This is a genomic window from Bradyrhizobium sp. Kon37 (assembly GCF_055807535.1).
In genome coordinates, this window is sequence record NZ_JBVVOY010000026.1 from 34,266 (window position 1) to 50,712 (window position 16,447).

At 57.7% G+C, this 16,447-nt stretch carries 13 protein-coding genes; all 13 read right to left on the reverse strand.

Annotated elements, in window-relative coordinates:
• Position 1: 1 nt before the first annotated feature.
• Positions 2-883 carry an ABC transporter permease gene (locus AC0L3J_RS31675; RefSeq protein ID WP_473349644.1) on the reverse strand — a complete coding sequence of 294 codons (882 nt, stop codon included), beginning with the start codon at positions 881-883 and terminating at the stop codon, positions 2-4.
• 2 nt (positions 884-885) lie between these two features.
• Positions 886-1,827, reverse strand: coding sequence for an ABC transporter permease (locus AC0L3J_RS31680; protein ID WP_473349645.1), 942 nt, complete (start codon positions 1,825-1,827; stop codon positions 886-888).
• A gap of 7 nt (positions 1,828-1,834) precedes the next feature.
• Positions 1,835-3,430: an ABC transporter substrate-binding protein gene (locus tag AC0L3J_RS31685; RefSeq protein ID WP_473349646.1), complete on the reverse strand. Its 1,596-nt coding sequence runs from the start codon at positions 3,428-3,430 to the stop codon at positions 1,835-1,837.
• A 78-nt stretch (positions 3,431-3,508) separates the two neighbouring features.
• Entirely contained in the window at positions 3,509-4,945 is a 1,437-nt protein-coding gene (locus AC0L3J_RS31690) for a M20 family metallopeptidase (RefSeq protein WP_473349675.1), read from the reverse strand.
• An 837-nt stretch (positions 4,946-5,782) separates the two neighbouring features.
• The gene (locus AC0L3J_RS31695) at positions 5,783-6,241 is read right to left on the reverse strand and encodes a hypothetical protein (protein WP_473349676.1); all 459 of its coding nucleotides are present in this window, start codon (positions 6,239-6,241) and stop codon (positions 5,783-5,785) included.
• A gap of 1,140 nt (positions 6,242-7,381) precedes the next feature.
• On the reverse strand, positions 7,382-8,731 hold the full coding sequence (locus AC0L3J_RS31700; RefSeq protein ID WP_473349647.1) for a CapA family protein: 1,350 nt from the start codon (positions 8,729-8,731) through the stop codon (positions 7,382-7,384).
• A gap of 415 nt (positions 8,732-9,146) precedes the next feature.
• Positions 9,147-9,335, reverse strand: coding sequence for a hypothetical protein (locus AC0L3J_RS31705; protein ID WP_473349648.1), 189 nt, complete (start codon positions 9,333-9,335; stop codon positions 9,147-9,149).
• Positions 9,336-9,763: 428 nt separating this feature from the next.
• Positions 9,764-10,594 carry an ABC transporter permease gene (locus tag AC0L3J_RS31710; RefSeq protein WP_473349649.1) on the reverse strand — a complete coding sequence of 277 codons (831 nt, stop codon included), beginning with the start codon at positions 10,592-10,594 and terminating at the stop codon, positions 9,764-9,766.
• A 5-nt stretch (positions 10,595-10,599) separates the two neighbouring features.
• Entirely contained in the window at positions 10,600-11,850 is a 1,251-nt protein-coding gene (locus AC0L3J_RS31715; RefSeq protein ID WP_473349650.1) for an ABC transporter permease, read from the reverse strand.
• A gap of 80 nt (positions 11,851-11,930) precedes the next feature.
• Positions 11,931-12,989 carry an ABC transporter substrate-binding protein gene (locus AC0L3J_RS31720; RefSeq protein WP_473349651.1) on the reverse strand — a complete coding sequence of 353 codons (1,059 nt, stop codon included), beginning with the start codon at positions 12,987-12,989 and terminating at the stop codon, positions 11,931-11,933.
• Between the two features lie 88 nt (positions 12,990-13,077).
• Positions 13,078-14,172: an ABC transporter ATP-binding protein gene (locus AC0L3J_RS31725; protein ID WP_473349652.1), complete on the reverse strand. Its 1,095-nt coding sequence runs from the start codon at positions 14,170-14,172 to the stop codon at positions 13,078-13,080.
• 667 nt (positions 14,173-14,839) lie between these two features.
• Positions 14,840-15,637 (reverse strand): ABC transporter permease, encoded by a 798-nt coding sequence (locus tag AC0L3J_RS31730; RefSeq protein WP_473349653.1) that lies wholly within the window; start codon positions 15,635-15,637, stop codon positions 14,840-14,842.
• Positions 15,637-16,413 carry an ABC transporter permease gene (locus tag AC0L3J_RS31735; protein ID WP_473349654.1) on the reverse strand — a complete coding sequence of 259 codons (777 nt, stop codon included), beginning with the start codon at positions 16,411-16,413 and terminating at the stop codon, positions 15,637-15,639. Before AC0L3J_RS31735 ends, AC0L3J_RS31730 begins: the two co-directional genes overlap by 1 nt.
• Between the last annotated feature and the right edge of the window lie 34 nt (positions 16,414-16,447).

A 16,447-nucleotide genomic window follows, 5' to 3' on the forward strand; every position in this document is an offset into this window, starting at 1 on the left:
GTCAGTCTCTCCGCCGAGAGCGGGGATCGAACAGGTCGCGCAGGCCATCCCCGAGCAAGTTGACAGCAAGCACTGTCACCGCAAGGGCAATACCGGGGGCGAAGACCGTCAAGGGGGCGATAGGCAGATACAGGCGAGAGCTTGCGATCATATTGCCCCAACTAGGGATGTCAGGCGGAACGCCGACGCCCAAAAAGCTCAGCGCCGCCTCGCTCAAAATTGCGCCAGCGCAGACATTGGCGCTCTGAACCATAAGCGGACTAATAGTACTCGGCAGGATATGGCGCCACAACACCTTAGGCAGGCGCGCACCGCCACACTGAGCGGCCACCACATAAGGACAATCACGAAGACCTAGTACTACGGAACGAACAAGTCGCGCGACCGTCGGGATATAAGGAATCGCAATAGCAACGACAAGGATACCGACGCCAGGTCCCGTCAGAGAAACAAGGGCAATGGCCAAAAGGATTGTCGGGATCGACATCAGGGCGTCCATCATCCGCATCATGACGTTATCGAAGCTATGGCTATAGCCGGCAATGATGCCGACCAACAGACCTATCAGGGCCGCTCCGGCCGTGGACACAACTCCCACCAAGAGCGAAATCCTGGCCCCAAACATCGTTCGCGCAAAAACATCTCTGCCGAGATTGTCCGTTCCCAAGCAAACTTCGGCCGAAGGGGGCTGAAGCAGCTTGAATGCATCTATGGTCGTTGGATCATTGGCGTACAGCGGTGCAGTAAGCCCCATAACGATCATGAGCAACAAGAGGCCGCCCCCGATAATGACCATGGGATGGCGCTTTACCAGCCGAAATAGCCGAGACATTCGAGACTGCGTCGTCGCTACGGCGTCAGTCGATGCGGAGAGAACGGACATGGTCAGTACCGGATGCGGGGGTCGATTAGAGTATAGGCGAGGTCAACCACCAGATTGATGACCACGTAGAGACCCGACACGAGGATCAGTACGCCTTGTATGACGGGATAGTCCCGATTATCGATCGCATCGATGACTAAGCGACCGACGCCGGGCAGGTTGAACACTGTTTCAATAACGACGACACCACCAATGAGATAGGCGAAACTCATGCCGATCACTGTGAGGATCGGCGCACTCGCGTTCTTTAACGCGTGATGAAAAAGTATGGAATAAGTCGAGGCGCCCTTAGCGGCGGCGGTGCGCATGTAGTCTTCTAGTAGAACTTCCAGCATGCTCGCTCGCGTGATCCGGGCAATGAAGGCAATGTAAGGTAAACCCAATGCCACGGTCGGCAGGATCAAGTGCGAGAACCAGGGTCGGAGGCCATCCTCTATCGATACATAGCCCTGGACTGGCAGCCAACGTGTTTGGACCGCAAAAAAGTATACGAGGCAATAACCAACGACAAACACCGGAACGGAATAGGCAAACGTTGAAAACGCTGTCAGCATGCGATCAAGAACGCCGCCTCCACTCCACGCAGCAAAGATGCCGAAAGAAATCCCAACTCCGACCGAAAGGCTCATCGTGAGGATCGCGAGCGAAAGAGTCGGCTCGAGCCGTTGCGAGATAACCTTGAGAACCGGCAGCCCAGCAAAAATCGAATTGCCGAAATTGCCACTGATGATATCTAATGCCCAATGGAAGAACTGGGCCGGCAATTGCTCCTTCAGGCCCAACTGTTCCCGGATGCTGTCAACCATCTGTTGCGTGGCCATCGGGCCGGCGATCATGGCCGCGGCGTCGCCGGGGGCCAGCCTGAGGAGCAGAAACACGAAAATGCCGACCATCCCCATGACGGCGATCATTGAGATTAATCTGCGAAGGATATAAACGCCCACAACTGCCTCAGGATTTCTGCATGTTCCACATCGGAGTCAGTGCCGGCGCTCCGATGATACCAGTGAGCGTTTTGCGGCGTGCCGTAAGTGAGTTAATCTGACCCAGGAAAACTTGGCCAACAGAATCCCAATAAACTTGCTGCATCTTACGGGCCATCGCCCTGCGATCCTCGAGCGTTTCGAGATCCGGCCATTTGGCCCGAAGAGCCTCATATTCGTCGCTTGTTGGCCAACCGTACCACCCGTTTTCGCCATTTAGGGCTAGCCACGCTGAATTTGATGGTCGGCCGAAGCTAGCATCACTGGAGTACGTTATGAACATACTCCAGCCACCATCTTCGACGCGACCTCTTTTATCCCGGCGCGCGATAAGTCCGGCCCAGTCGCTTGGCGCGAGTTCGACGTTGATCCCGATCTTTCGCAGCGTGGCGGCCAAAAGTTGCGACGCGTTGGTAACAGCCGCCCAGTCCGTCGGTTGAAGGATGACGAGTTTTTCGCCCGCATAACCGGCCTTCTGGAAAAGCTGCTTGGCTTTTTCAGGATCGCCGCCCTTTTTGTGCCATCCTGTGTTGACGTCATTGACATACGGCGTGTTGGTTCCAAACAATGAGGTCACGACGTGGTTATATTTTGGATTTCGATTCATAACATTCAGGAACGCTTCCTGATCGATCAGGTGAAGCATCGCCTGGCGCGCATAAGCGTTGCTGAATGGGGCCTGCAAACAGTTCATACGCAAAACATAGTCATCACCTGACTTGTGGAGATCTTCCACTACAAGGTTAGGATCGTTCTCGAGCATTGAGAGAACTTCGGCTGGCGGCGAATCCAGGAAATCGACCTCGCCCGCTTGCAAAGCAGCAGCCGCTGTTTGTGCATTTTTCATGATTTCGCAGATAATGCGATCGACCTTTGCGACTTTTCCGCCGGCGAGCCCGTCAGCCTTCTCCCGACGTGGGACATACTGTTCGTTGCGGTCGTAAACCAGGCTCGCGCCGGGCTTGAAGAGCCTCTCGTTGAACTTAAACGGCCCAGATCCGATATGCGTGGTCACGGGCTGAGAGGGAGGACGATCCGCGTCCTGCTCGCGCATGACGAACAGGGGAGACTGGGAATTCCCCAACTGGTCGATTAACTGCCCCAGCGGCTCGTTAAGCGTGATCCTGAAAGAATTCTCGTCTTTCTTCGAGATATCCTTCGCCCGCTCCCGAACCGACTGCGCGCCGGATAGCTGAAGCCAACGACGGATCGAGGCGACACAGTCCGCTGCTGTGACATGGGTGCCGTCATGCCAGGCCAACCCATCGCGCAACTCGAACGTATAAGTCTTCTTGTCGTCGGAAACGCTCCACTTACTGACCATTTGCGGCTGCGGCGCAAATTGGGAGTCAAGGGCGAACAGCATATCGTAGATCGCCAGAGCATGATTCATGGTAGGAATAGCGGTCGTGGAGTACGGATCGAAGATCGTAATATTTCCCGTCGCCATGCGCACCGTCCGGGCGGCTGACTGGGCCGTCTGCGCCCGGAGCCTCAACGGCATCAATCCAGCCGCCATGGCCGCCATGCTTCCTTTCACAAGAGTTCGCCGAGTAATGCTCATTTTACTTCTGGCCCTTTGGTTTCGAGGATGGATTGATCGACCCTTGCGGAGCTTGATAGCGAGTTCGCGGGAAGAGACTTACGGCGCCTTTGCGCGCAGGTCATAAGGCGATACATTTGGCGGAATCGGGCAACGATATTCGCGGCCACCGGTGCGCTCCTTCAGCTCTGCTTTTGCCCGGGCTATGATGGCCGGATTTCTCAGACAATCGGCGGCCGTGGTCGCCATAGACTTCGCAGCCAAAACCATGCCCTTATGAGCCGCAGGCAAATTTCCCTGTGTAACGAGCTGCCAGGTGTGGAGTGGCGTGCCTATTGCGAAGCAGGCTGTGTAACATTGTGCAGTCGGCACAATCCAACTTACGTCTCCGACGTCGGTCGAGCCCATCGAGACGCCCTCGTGCGCGGGCATTGGGAGCAGCGCATCGTGGAGCACCCGTTCCTTGAGCGTAACATAATGCAGCCCGACACTTGCCTTCACGTCGTCGTTCGTCAGGGCCGCCTTTCTTATCTCCCGCGCAAAGGTATAGTCGGCGTGGTCGAAGTCGGGTGGGCCGAGCCGGCGCATGTTTTCGTACATGACTTCTTGCAGCACCACGTTTGGCAGAACGTTCGAGCAACCACCGGTGATCTGTACCGTCACGGAAGTGTCGGTCATCAGCGCGGCGCCCTTAGCAATGTTCTTCACGCGCTCGAAAAGTCGCTCAGCGTCCGGCAGGTGCGGTGAACGGACTGAATAGATTGATTCCGCATAGGCCTGAACTACGTTAGGCGCATCGCCTCCCGTGTCGGTGACAGCATAGTGCACCCGCGCCTCGGAGGGCATGTGCTCGCGCATGTAGTTCACGCCCACATTCATCAGTTCCACCGCATCAAGTGCGGAACGGCCGACATGAGGAGAAGCCGCGGCGTGCGACGCGCGGCCCTTAAAGCGAAAGTAAGCTCCAACAGTCGCGAGCGTCGACTGAGTGGACACCCCGTTAACGTCCGCCGGATGCCATGAAAAGGCGACATCGATGCCATCAAAAACGCCGGCGCGCGCCATGTAGGTTTTACCTCCGCCGGCCTCCTCCGCCGGGCAGCCGTAATAGCGTACTGTGCCCGCTATACCTTCGGCCGAAAGCGCATCCTTTATCGCGACAGCCGCCAGGGCTGCACCGGAACCAAGAAGGTTGTGCCCGCAGCCATGGCCAGGAGCCCCTTTCATTGTTGGCTGGTGCTCGGTTAGGCCCGATACTTGTGCAAGGCCGGGCAGCGCATCGAACTCACCAAGGATTCCGACGATCGGACCGCCGCTACCATATTCGGCCACGAAGGCCGTAGCGATACCACCAATTTCTTTGGTGATGCGAAAGCCCTCACGCTCGAGCATTGTGATCTGCTCCGCTGACGAGCGCCATTCCTCGAAAGCAAGTTCTGGCATTGTCCAGATACGGTCGCTCAGGGCACAGTAATCGGAAGCCTTTGCGTTCACGCAACGGACGATTTCGTCGAGGCTAAGGGCATCATTTTGCACGACTACACCTTTTCTTGTGGTGGCAAGTCCATCCGCTTGCAGGGGCCAATCAAAGGGGCTGGTCATCATTCGGGTGCTGAAGCTCGAGGCGGCCCGTGACCTATGATCGCACCCGATCGGGAATCGATTGCTCGGCGTGAAAACGCATGGGCGTAGTCTGAAGGGACCTCACTCCACTTGCCAGGATAATGATCGTGGTTCGCAACGATTAGAGAATCTGAAAATTGTTTCCCCGCACGAACATTCCTCAAGATCGTCGTCACATCGTTTCCCTTCAACTGTTGGAGGATAGCTGTGGCGCCGTGATCAAAACCTGCTTTTAGGCGGTCCCGCGAACAGTAAAACTGCGCGGAACACCTATCCGCAGCCTCCTCGCGGCGCGCCGCGGGCCGGAGAAAAACTGTTCATGATGTTCGAAAGCCATGGGGGAGCCCTTCACAGCCTGGCTCACGGAACTTGAACCAGGAAGCGTGCCACGTGAGCGCTGCCCGAAGGGTGTCCACAACCGACTGTGTGCAGATCTTCCTTGAAGTCGCCAAGGCGGCGGAAACGACGTGATCGCCGGCTCGCATCAACCCTGAGATCCGGCAGCGGGAGCGTATCCATCCGGTGAAGCTTTCAATTTCCCACAAATTCTCCTCCGACCAGGGCGCCTAACGCGATGTCGGTGAGGCGCGACAGCCCGCGCCACATGACCGTATTGCCCCGGGGGCGGATCGCTGGCACGGGCAAGATAACCGCCGAGCCGAGCGATCTTGATGAGATAGTGCGAAAGCGTCTTTGTCGCTTTTTGTTTGTCGTTGACGAGGCGATCGAGTACGCCCGATTTGGGTCGCGTCAACGCGAGGGTTGGTCGCGCGTCTGGAGCGGAACGGTTGAGCACGTCATCCAGAAGACCCGCCAACTCAGGATGCAAAAGAGCGAGATCAGGTTCATCAGACGCTGGGCGGTCCTAAGCTTCGGCTGCTCGGCTTTGCAGCCTGATTTGAGTATCTTGTGGAACACCTCGATCTTCCATCGCAAAGCATACCATTCGAGCTTCTCAATGGCGTCGGTGCGGGAGCTAACAGGCAGATCTGTGATCAGCTTCCACTCGATTTTCTTTCTGTTCTTCGGCGTCACGCGCTCTTCGGCATGGATCACCATCAAGGTCAGCGCCGGGCAGCGCTTCTGCTTTCCGATCGGTGGCAAGAGGCGAATCTTGCGATATCTGATCTCGAGGACGGTTTCATCGGGATCACCGTTGTTGTTTCTGAGGTCGATGCAATGCAGTCCTTTGACGGCGACCTCGTCCATCCCGGATCGCCCAGCAGCTCCGTGGATTGACGGACATTGTCCAGCCACCGAATGCTCTCCTTCTTCTCGATGGGAACACGCGTCGGATTGATCTTCTCCTTAAGCGCGGCGGTCCCCCTGAATTTCTTCCGGGTCCAAAATTTGCCGGCCGTCAGTCCGAGCGGCAGACCTTCGGTCGTCACCGCCCGGCTCGAGTGCATCAGGATGCCGCAAACCGTGTGCGATCTCAGGCGGCCCGCCTTGTCCCGGCCGCTGTTTATGCTCTTGGTGATCCCGATCGCGTCTGAGTTCTCTCTTTGATAGCTGAACTCGGTCGTGTCATGGAGCACTTGAACAGGACCGTCAGTGGCAATCGTGCGCTCACGCGTCGATTGAAAGTGGCAGGCCAGAATGTCCGCCTCACTGACCCGGTCTTTGCAGAAAAAACCGGTACGCAGCCTTGGTGTTGGGCCCCGTCCTGGCACACCAGCGGAATACTTTCGCCCATGGCCGAGTGCGCAATGAGATCGCTGGTCTCGTGTCCACGTCGGAGCCGGCTCGTCCTCATCGACGAATGTTGGGCATCGACCAACATGGCGCGAGCAACGGGCCGTCGTTTTTACGCGATCTTGTGGCGCTCGAAGAAGGGGGGGATCGTGCCACAGCCAAAGGAATGGCCTTGTTTGCTAAAAGATCACGCAATTCCTCGATCGTGAGATCTGGCGTGCTCTTGAGCAGATCCATCATTGTCGCCTGATGAGCGTCAATCCGATGAGACTTGCGATCGCCGCCTCGGGCTCGCGGCTCAGCATCACCTTGTTCTCGCTCGCGTGTGCGCCAGTGGCTCACCCTGGCAGGCCTTCCTCCAAACCGGTTCGCGGGCCGCTGACCGGAATACCGTCCGCAATGCCGCGCCCGCGGGCCTCTTGTCCCGGCGGTTTAGTTGGAATCACCGAAGGCGACAGATTGCGGACGGTCATGTCTTCGATTCATGCGGCGGCGAAGAGGGCTCAAATCGGCCATCTCGATACTCCTGTCTGAGGGGATGGGCTCCAACACCCACATCCTCTCAGCCAGGAGGCGATCTACGCCACCTTACCCTCACGCCGCGGCAGCTGCTTCGTACAATCCCCAAACGATTCAGTCTGATGGGCTAACGCTCTAGAGCCTTATGATTCCAACTCCTTTCTCGATAGCGATGTGGGTCCCGTACGGTTCAGAAAGCATTTGGAGACGCTCGAGAATGGCTTTGCTGTGCGGGAGCGAGGGAATAGACGGCACACCTCGATCTGCAAATCGTTTCGTGAAGTTCAACTCGATGGGAAAAAGCCGGATTTCTTTGATCTGATTCTCTACGAATCGACTCACCGCTACAACGCTTTCGAAAAACACGGCGTCCCGAAACTCGCCCATCGCCGCTGCTATTACGTCGGGAACGGTGTGCTTGCTTGGATCACAACCATGGTGCTCGAAATAGTCTGCGCCTTCGACGGGGTTCAGATTGTCAAAGAGGAAATTCCCTAAGCTATAGAAAATCGGTCTCCCTTTGTAGATCTCTATGCCTCGCAGGATATGTGGTCCGTGGCCAATGATCGCATCGGCTCCGAAATCAATTGCTTGGTGCGAAAATGCTTGGGCGTAGTTTGCAGGGACCTCACTCCAGTTCCCTGGATAATGATCGTGGTTTGCGACAACCAAAAAGTCTGAAGATTGCTTGCCCTCACGAACGTTCTTCAAGATCCTCTTCACGTCGTGAGCGTTAGGCTCAAAGCTATAGCCTGGTCGGTCTCCGGCGCGGTAGGTGGTGCCAGCCAGTAGGACGTGATCTGGGTTTTCGTTGACCTGTCCTGCGTCGGGCAGCGATTTGCTGATCTGTCGCAGGATTTGCAGCATATCTGGCGGCACTACAACACTTCGCGTTAGGCGAAGTGCGTTTAGGCCTGGGCGGCCCGGCGCCTGACCCGCTGCATCGGCAGCCCGGCAGGCCGGAGGAAAGGTCGTAGTCAACGAGATCAGGCCAACACGGCCGCGTCGGGTCTCCAAGAAGCTTGGGGCTCCGGCCTGAGCCAAATTTTCACCTACACCGGCATGAGCAACGCCGACGAGGTCGAGCATCTCTGTTGTTTCCCGCATACCTTCGATCCCCCAGTCGCAGGTATGGTTGTTCGCACGTGCCATAAGATTGAAACCTATGGCCTTCAAGTCAGGGGCCACGGCGGGTGTTGAGACGTGATAGGCGTCCCCGTTTACGATGGGATGCCCCTTTGAGGTCTTCAGGTCTGTTATACTTGTCTCAAGATTTCCAAAGGCGACGTCAGCGTCCTGCAAGGATTTGCTGACAGGACTAAAGGTGCACGACTGAACAACGGTGTGAGGCCGTCTCATCATGACGTCGCCGACCGCAGCGAGGGTGAAGCCATCGATCACATTCGTTTGGATAGAACCGAAGGAATCGAACTCGGCGTCGGATTTTGAGGAGCCGGTGGGCGACGGTTCGGATTCTGTGTTCACTTTGATCCCCTTGCGCTTAAAGAGGCGGGATAGCAGTTATCCCAACCCGATTTCCCCGACAAAATAGCTGAGGTTTGTTACGAAAAACGGCGTATTGCGACCGCCACATACAGTAAACTGGCGCAGAAATCGCAACGCGAGCAGCATTCTGAACTGTAACATGCGCTTGCCCATGGTCCGCAGACGGCGAACCGATTGCTTACAGAGCGCGTCCATGTCTGTCTGCAGCCCGATCGAGCTCCTTCAGCAGATGACCCGAGAGGATCAGCTTGGGGCAACCGGTCGATCCCACACGGAGGTCAGGGTACCGCCACAACGACAGGCGTGCCATGGTTGGATGGGGCAGACGGGTCTTCGATAGTGGCCGAAGTCCGTCAATACCTGATAACGCGATCACACTGATGGGTCGGCTAGCTCAATGATCGGTGTGGAACTCCGAAATCGGTAGTTGAAAGGAAGCGGGTTGCGGCGTCGCGCCCGGCTTCAACACTGTCCAGCGGGCCTCGATGAAGTCGTCTCCGCTGGGCAGTTCGATAGTGATCAGCTCGCAAGCCGGATCAAGGTTTGCAGCGCGCGCAATTCGAGGAATCATGCCTTCAGCCACTTCCGAGCGCCCTCGCCTTCATTGGACCGAGCTGCTGGATGGAACACTCGCCTGCGATAAATCCCCCCAAGCTGAGGGAGCTAACGCTTCCTGGCAGAGGAATGTCGTCAGCTTCTACTGGAGCTGCGCGTGGATCAGACGCGCTTCTTCATTCGGCGCAGATGCCTATCGTGGTTGTGTTCCGCACAACGCGCAATTCCGTTGGCGTTTGGCCATGAGCCGGCATCGTTTCCAGAGTCGAAGTCCATTCGAGCTGAATTTGACCGATGTGTCTGGAGGTCCATTTAGACCATGGTAGTCATAGCTCTGGTGGGCATCGACGCTTGCGGTTTCGTTCTCCAACCGTCGAAAAGCGGATCGATTGCCGGTTGTTCGGCCGCGGGGCGTTTCGAGTCACCTTCCCGCTTCGATATTGATGTGATCCTGAATTAGAGCTCGCGAATCCCGCGCAGGCGTTCGGAGCGCCGCCGCAACAGCTCGACAGTGATCAGCACGGCGATAGAGAACAGGATCAGCACCGTGGCAGCAGCAATGATGGTAGGGCTAATCTCCTCGCGGATGCCGGAGAACATGACCCTTGGCAAGGTGCGTTGCTCCGGACCGGCAACAAAAAGAGCGACCACAACCTCATCGAATGAGGTGAGAAAGGCGAAGAGCCCTCCAGAGATCATGCCGGGAAGTATGAGGGGCATTGTAACTTTGAAGAACGCAGTGGACGGCGGCGCACCGAGCCCTGCGGCTGCGCGGGTCAGGGAGTGGTCGAAGCCCGCCAGCGTTGCCGTCACGGTGATGATGACGAAGGGCGTAGCCAGCGTAGTGTGCGCCAGGATCAGTGCAGCAAAGGTGTTGAGCAGGCCGACATCGGCGTAGAAAAAATACACGCCGACCGCGGTAATCACGACTGGTACTATGATGGGCGAGATCAGCACACTCATCACCGCCGTGCGCCAGGGGAAATGCGGTCGGCTGAGCCCGAGCGCCGCTAACGTGCCTAGAACCGTCGACAGAATCGTCACGGCGACGGCGATAAAAATCGAATTGTGAAGTGCGCCCTGCCATCGGACGGTCAGGAAGAACTCCTCATACCATCGCAGGGACAACCCCGCCATTGGATAGGTGAAGAAGGGTACGGAATTGAATGAGAGCGGGATGACGACGAGGATCGGCGCAATCAGAAAGAACAGTACTGCCCCGCAGAGCAGCCGGTGGACGTAGTACCAAACCGTTTCTAAAGGAGTGGCATAGGCGGAGGCGGCCATCGTTCTCACCCCATCTTGACGCGGTCGACCCCGACCAGCTTGCTGAAGGAACAGTAGAGAAGCAACGTCGTAGTGAGCAGAATGGTGCCAAGCGCAGACGCCATGCCCCAGTTAAGTTCCTCATTTGTGTAGTGGGCTACAAAAGAGCTAACCATTTGGTCAGCTGCCCCCCCGACGAGCGCCGGGGTTATGTAATAACCGAGGCACAGGATGAAGGTCATCAGGCATCCGGCGGCAATGCCCGGCAGGGTTAGAGGGAAGTAGACCCTCCAAAACGCGTAGAACGGTCCAGCGCCGAGCGAGCGAGCGGCGCGGACATAGCTCGGCGATACCGTTCGCATAACGCTGTAGATCGGCAGGAGAGTTATCGGCAGCTGGATATGGGTCATCGCCACGACAGTCCCAATCCTATTGTAGATGAGCTCTACCGGTTGGGAGATGGCATGCAGCGCCATCAAGGTATCGTTGACAATGCCGTGCTGTTGCAGCAGCACGACCCAGGCCGTGGTCCGTATCAGCACTGATGTCCAGAACGGCAGCACGACTAAGATCATCAGAAGATTGCTGGACTTGCGCGGTAATGTCGCCAGGAGAAAGGCCAAAGGAAAGCCGAGCAGCAGGGTTATTGCGGTTACGGCGCTGCTGATGCCTAGCGTACGCAAGAAGACGTCCCGAAAGATCCTGTTTTCCGGCGGTGAGGCGACAATTTGGCTGTTTGGGCCATACTCGAAATCGACAGAACGCAGCAGGTAGTAGCCAGTGTAGGCCGACGTTCCACGCTTTAGTAGGCTCCAGACGTCATGCCGGCCCCAGAGCGGACTGATTTTGATCAATGCCTCTTGGTAGGGACCAGCGGGAATCAAGCTCGCTTTGCGCGCGCTAGATATCACCTCGCTGAGAGACCCGGGCAGCTCGTAGTTAATGCGCTTGCCTATAGTGGCCGCCGTTTTCCGGGTCCAAGACTCTTTGAGGTCACCAGCCAGTGCGGCATACACAGGCTCGCCCGGCAGGTCCTTGCCATCCCATCCTCTTAGCGCCGTCATTGTCCGCGGCGCCAGAGTCAAGAGTGTATCATCGTGGATGGCGTTGAACAGCATCCGGCCAATCGGAAGAACGAAGGCGACCAGAATGAACAGCAGCAGCGGAAGGACGAGAACGAGAGCCTTCAACTTCTGCCGGCGCTCGATGCGCCGAAGCTTGAGACGCAGAGGTATGCCTTCGAAGGTACCGCCAATTTGGATGGCCGTCGTCGACATTGACTATTCCTTGACTTGTCTGCGCTGGTGCCGCGAGGAGAGGGAAGCGCTCCTCGCGGCAGTTTCTTTCTGCTACGGCTTTACTTCGCGAGCCAAGCGTTAAAGCGCTGGCGTAGTTCATCGCCCTTCTCACTCCAAAAGCTTAAATTGCTCGGGAGAGCACTACCCGAGTGATCATTCGGAATGTTGGGACGGACGGCAGGATCGATGAGTGCGAGGGCATCGCTGTTGCCCGGCCCCTGGCTAGTATAGCTAGCTAGGTCGGCTTGCGTCTGGGCCGAACCGGCTAAAGCAACAAACTTGTAGGCGTTGTCCAGCCGTGGCGTACCTTTTGGAATCACCCAAGCGTTTCCGTTCGTTACGGCGCCGTCCCACACCATCTCGAAATGCTTGCCGGAGTTCTTGACCGCATCATAGATTCGGGTATTCCAAGCATCGGTCATGACCACCTGGCCATCGGCGAGAAGCTGGATCGGCTGGGCGCCGGACGTCCACCAGACGATGTCCTTCTTGATGGTGTCGAGCTTTTTGAATGCCCGATCGATTCCCTGCGGGGTGTTGAGTACCTTGTAGACGTCGCCGATAGGCACTCCGTCTGCGATAAGAGCCCATTCAACTGTGACCTGGGGAGTCTTAGGTAGTCCCCTCTTGCCAGGGAATTTATTCAGGTCGAAAAAATCGGCGATGGTCTTCGGGCCGTTCGGAAGCTTGTCTCTGTCGTAGGTAACGACAGAGGCGGCGATGCCGGCAGGAACTCCACAGTCGCTATATTCGCCGCCCTCGAACTTAGTCCGGTCGAGGCCAAGCTTCTTCCAGTCGATAGTCTCAATTAGACCCTCCGCACACATCTGCCGGGTGCCCGAGTCGCCGGCGTAAACCACATCCCAGCTCACGGTTTTGGTCTCGACCATGGCGCGGATCTTGCCGAGAGTGTAGTCGTACTCAGCTTCAGTGATCTTGGTCCCGCTCGCCTTTGAGAACGGCTCGAAAATGACCTTGCGCAGGACCTGCTGGAAGGACCCGCCGCCAGCAGTGACCGTGAGCTGGTCGTCCGCAAGGGCGGCCGTCGTCGCTGCGAACATGCCCGCTGTCAAGCCGATGACGGCCAGGCTGCTCGCGATCGTTAGTGACGTTCTCATCGTGCACTCTCCCCCTCTATGCCGCCCCCTTAGTGAGGGCAGCGCTGCCGAAGTCCAGCCGAGCCCCACGTGGGCCCTTGGTCGTCCGTCATGACGCATCGAGCGCCCGACAATCCTCAGTTTTCCAGCCGATCGTGATCACCGCGCCGGGCTCGACCTGCACCGTGCCTTCCGAATTCGGCAGCTTGATCACAAAGTCGTCGTGACCGCAGACCGAAACCCGGGTACGTACGTGGTCGCCCAGATAAATCACTTCCGAAACCTGCGCGCTGAAGGCATTGGGCAGCGAGCCTGGCGCCGGATTCAACTTCACACGCTCTGGCCGCAGCGACAGCACCGTCGACCTGCCAACCCCGCCGACATTGACGGCCAGCGCTTGCACCTTGCCGGCGCCCGGTATCTCCACCTGGCAGGTCGCGCCATGCAACGCTACCACCTTGCCGTGGAGGCGGTTGTTCTCACCGATGAACTGGGCGACGAAAGCGTTCTGCGGCCGCTCGTAGAGTTCGGCGGGCGCCGCGAGTTGCTGGATGACCCCGTCGTTGAACACGGCGATGCGGTCCGACATCGTCAACGCCTCGCCCTGATCGTGCGTGACATAGACCACAGTGACGCCGAGATCCTCGTGGATGTGCTTGATCTCGAGTTGCATGTGCTCGCGCAATTGCTTGTCCAGTGCGCCGAGCGGCTCGTCCATCAGCACTAGCGTGGGATCGAAGACGAGCGCGCGGGCCAGTGCAACGCGCTGCTGCTGGCCGCCGGAAAGCTGGCCAGGCCGACGGCCGCGATACGCACCCAGACGAACCATGTCGAGCGCCCGCTTAATCTTCGCCTCTCGTTCCAGCTTCCCAAGCTTGCGAACCTTCAGTGGGAACGCGAGGTTCTCCTCGACGGTCATATGCGGAAACAGCGCGTAATTCTGGAAGACCATTCCGATGTCGCGCTTGTGGGGCGGCATGTTGCCGATCGAGCGACCCGCCAGGAGGATCGAGCCCTGGGTCGGCGCCTCGAAGCCGGCGAGCATCATGAGGCTCGTTGTCTTGCCAGAGCCGGAAGGCCCCAACATCGTCAGAAACTCACCTCGAGCGATTTCCAGGTTGAGATCCTTAACGACCAGCGTTTCGCCGTCGTACGTCTTCTGAACGCCAGAAAACTCCACAAAGGCATTGTCCGTGCCCGGCATCGCCCCTCTTTCCTCCCCCGCGCGCACTAGCGCTTCCGCCCCCGCGCCCATAGAAGAGCAGACCGCGATCTTCTTGACCGACGCCGTACGCGCCCAGGATCGCGGCGACACCTGTGTACTAGGCGCCTGCGGTTGGCTCACTGTTCCAGCTCCCTGGTCTTGACCTCCGTGACCTAGCGGCCAAGAAAGGCTTCTCTTTCAGGAAAATATGTATCCGCTGACAGCGCTGGATTCAGCCGATTTGGACCGCCGCATGGCCGCAATTGTGCGTTGAACCGAACAATTCTGACTCTTTGGAGCGCTTCACTCAAAAAACTGGTTTAACCGGCGCACCGGTCATGACTAAGGCGCAAACACTCATCGTCACGCGGCCTCACACTCAGAGGCGACTTCTTGCGCGCGAAAAGATGATCTTAGCGCTAGTCGAGGTTCTTCGTCGGATGCTACCAAGCGACTCGAATTGCTCTCTGCGCGTCAGGCGCGTTCAGCTTGGAAGGTCGGCTCGCAATCCAGCAGCCTAATTTCCAGGACAAGGATGGTGCACCCTTGCCCGTTTTCGGCAATACACTGGTGCAGTTGATCACAGTCAAATCAGCCGTTCCAAGTCACTGCCTCAACCCAATGTAGTTGCGGATCGTGCGACCAAAGCCGGGCTTTAGGATCATGCTTAGCTTTGTTCGTTCTTCAGTTGCTCGGTGCGCCTGCGGATCAAGTGCGCGATGGCGAGCAGCAACGCTGTCAGAATTATCGTGAGCGTCGATACGGCCGCGATCGTGGGATTGAGCTGAAAGCGCAGATCATCCCACATGCGCCGCGGCAGCGTGACAGCGCCAGAACCAGACAAGAACAGCGCTATGATCACCTCATCGAAGGAGGTGATGAACGCGAACAGCGCGCCGACGAGGACGCCCGGCCGGATCAGGGGCAAAGTTACTTGCCACAAGGTCGCACCAGGTGTCGCGCCTAGGCTCAAAGCCGCATGCTCAAGCTTGGGATCAATTGCAGCGAGGCTGGCGCTGACGCTAGTTACGACAAACGGCACGGCCAAGCACGTATGCGCCAGCACGATGCCCATCGGCGAGCCGACCAGCCCGTAGCGGGAGAAAGCGTAGTATACACCGATCGCGATGACTATTCCCGGCACAACCAGCGGTGAAAGAACGAGTGCGGTTGTGAATATGCGTATAGGTCTTGGCAGGCGAACGATGCCGATCGCAGCAAGCGTTCCGAGCGTGGTCGAAAGCGCCACGACAGCTGCCGCCACCCAGAGGCTAAGCCAAGTTGCGTCAAGCCAATCAGAATCCCCGAAATACGCCTTATACCACCTGAAGCCGAAAGCCGGTGGCGGGAAGGTGAGATACGCCGCCGAGGAGAAGGAGAGCACGAACACCACAACAATCGGAAGAGCAAGGAAGAGCAGGATGAGCGCAACGATCAACGGCGGCACGAAGCGGACAGCACTCATCACTTGCTTGTCCTAAAGGTGTTGCCAACGCCTGGCAGGAGTTGCGCAATGGCGACTAGGCCGAGCGCGACCGCCAGCAACAATGTGGAAAGAGTGGCGGCGTAACCCCAGTGGAGTTGATCGACTTCCTGAGCAATCAGCATCGAGAGCGTAATATCACGAGAGCCGCCCACCATGGCCGGGGTAATGTAGAACCCGAGCGCCAGCACAAAGACCAGCAGCATTCCGGCCGCAGCACCTGGCATCGACAAGGGAAACGTCACTTGCCGGAAGGTGCCCCAGGGTGTGGCGCCGAGACCAGAGGAAGCCAGCGCCAGCGAGGGATCAATCTGCCGCAGCGCATTGGCAATCGGCAGGATCATATAGGGTAACAAAATGTGAACCATTGCGATCTCCGTCGCAAGCGTCGTGTTGAGCAGCCGGAGCGGCTGTTCGATTATACCGAGCGCCATCAGCGCCTCGTTGATCATGCCGTGACGGCCGAGCAACACCATCCAGGCGTAGGTCCGCACCAGCACCGAGGTCCAAAATGGCAGCAGGACCACAATCAGGATCAAGGGCGCGGTTGATCGGGCGAGAGAGAGAGCAAGCGCCACTGGATACGCCAACATCAGGGTGGCGAGCGTCACGATTAAGGACGTGCTGAGCGTGATCCAGAGAACCTTGAGGAAAACGACGTCACCTGGCAACGCTGCATAGTGGTCCAGCGACCATTTCGGATCGTTAAGACTGCGCAGCAGCATGGACACGACCGGAATGGCGTAGAACACGGCCATGTAGAGGAGGAGCGGCGCTGCGAACAGCAGCGGA

Coding starts and splice junctions, on each gene's coding strand:
- AC0L3J_RS31675 (WP_473349644.1), bottom strand. CDS start 883: ATGTCCGTTCTCTCCGCATCGACTGACGCCGTAGCGACGACGCAGTCT.
- AC0L3J_RS31685 (WP_473349646.1), bottom strand. CDS start 3,430: ATGAGCATTACTCGGCGAACTCTTGTGAAAGGAAGCATGGCGGCCATG.
- AC0L3J_RS31695 (WP_473349676.1), bottom strand. CDS start 6,241: ATGGACGAGGTCGCCGTCAAAGGACTGCATTGCATCGACCTCAGAAAC.
- AC0L3J_RS31710 (WP_473349649.1), bottom strand. CDS start 10,594: ATGGCCGCCTCCGCCTATGCCACTCCTTTAGAAACGGTTTGGTACTAC.
- AC0L3J_RS31715 (WP_473349650.1), bottom strand. CDS start 11,850: ATGTCGACGACGGCCATCCAAATTGGCGGTACCTTCGAAGGCATACCT.
- AC0L3J_RS31720 (WP_473349651.1), bottom strand. CDS start 12,989: ATGAGAACGTCACTAACGATCGCGAGCAGCCTGGCCGTCATCGGCTTG.
- AC0L3J_RS31725 (WP_473349652.1), bottom strand. CDS start 14,172: ATGCCGGGCACGGACAATGCCTTTGTGGAGTTTTCTGGCGTTCAGAAG.
- AC0L3J_RS31730 (WP_473349653.1), bottom strand. CDS start 15,637: ATGAGTGCTGTCCGCTTCGTGCCGCCGTTGATCGTTGCGCTCATCCTG.
- AC0L3J_RS31735 (WP_473349654.1), bottom strand. CDS start 16,413: ATGGCCGTGTTCTACGCCATTCCGGTCGTGTCCATGCTGCTGCGCAGT.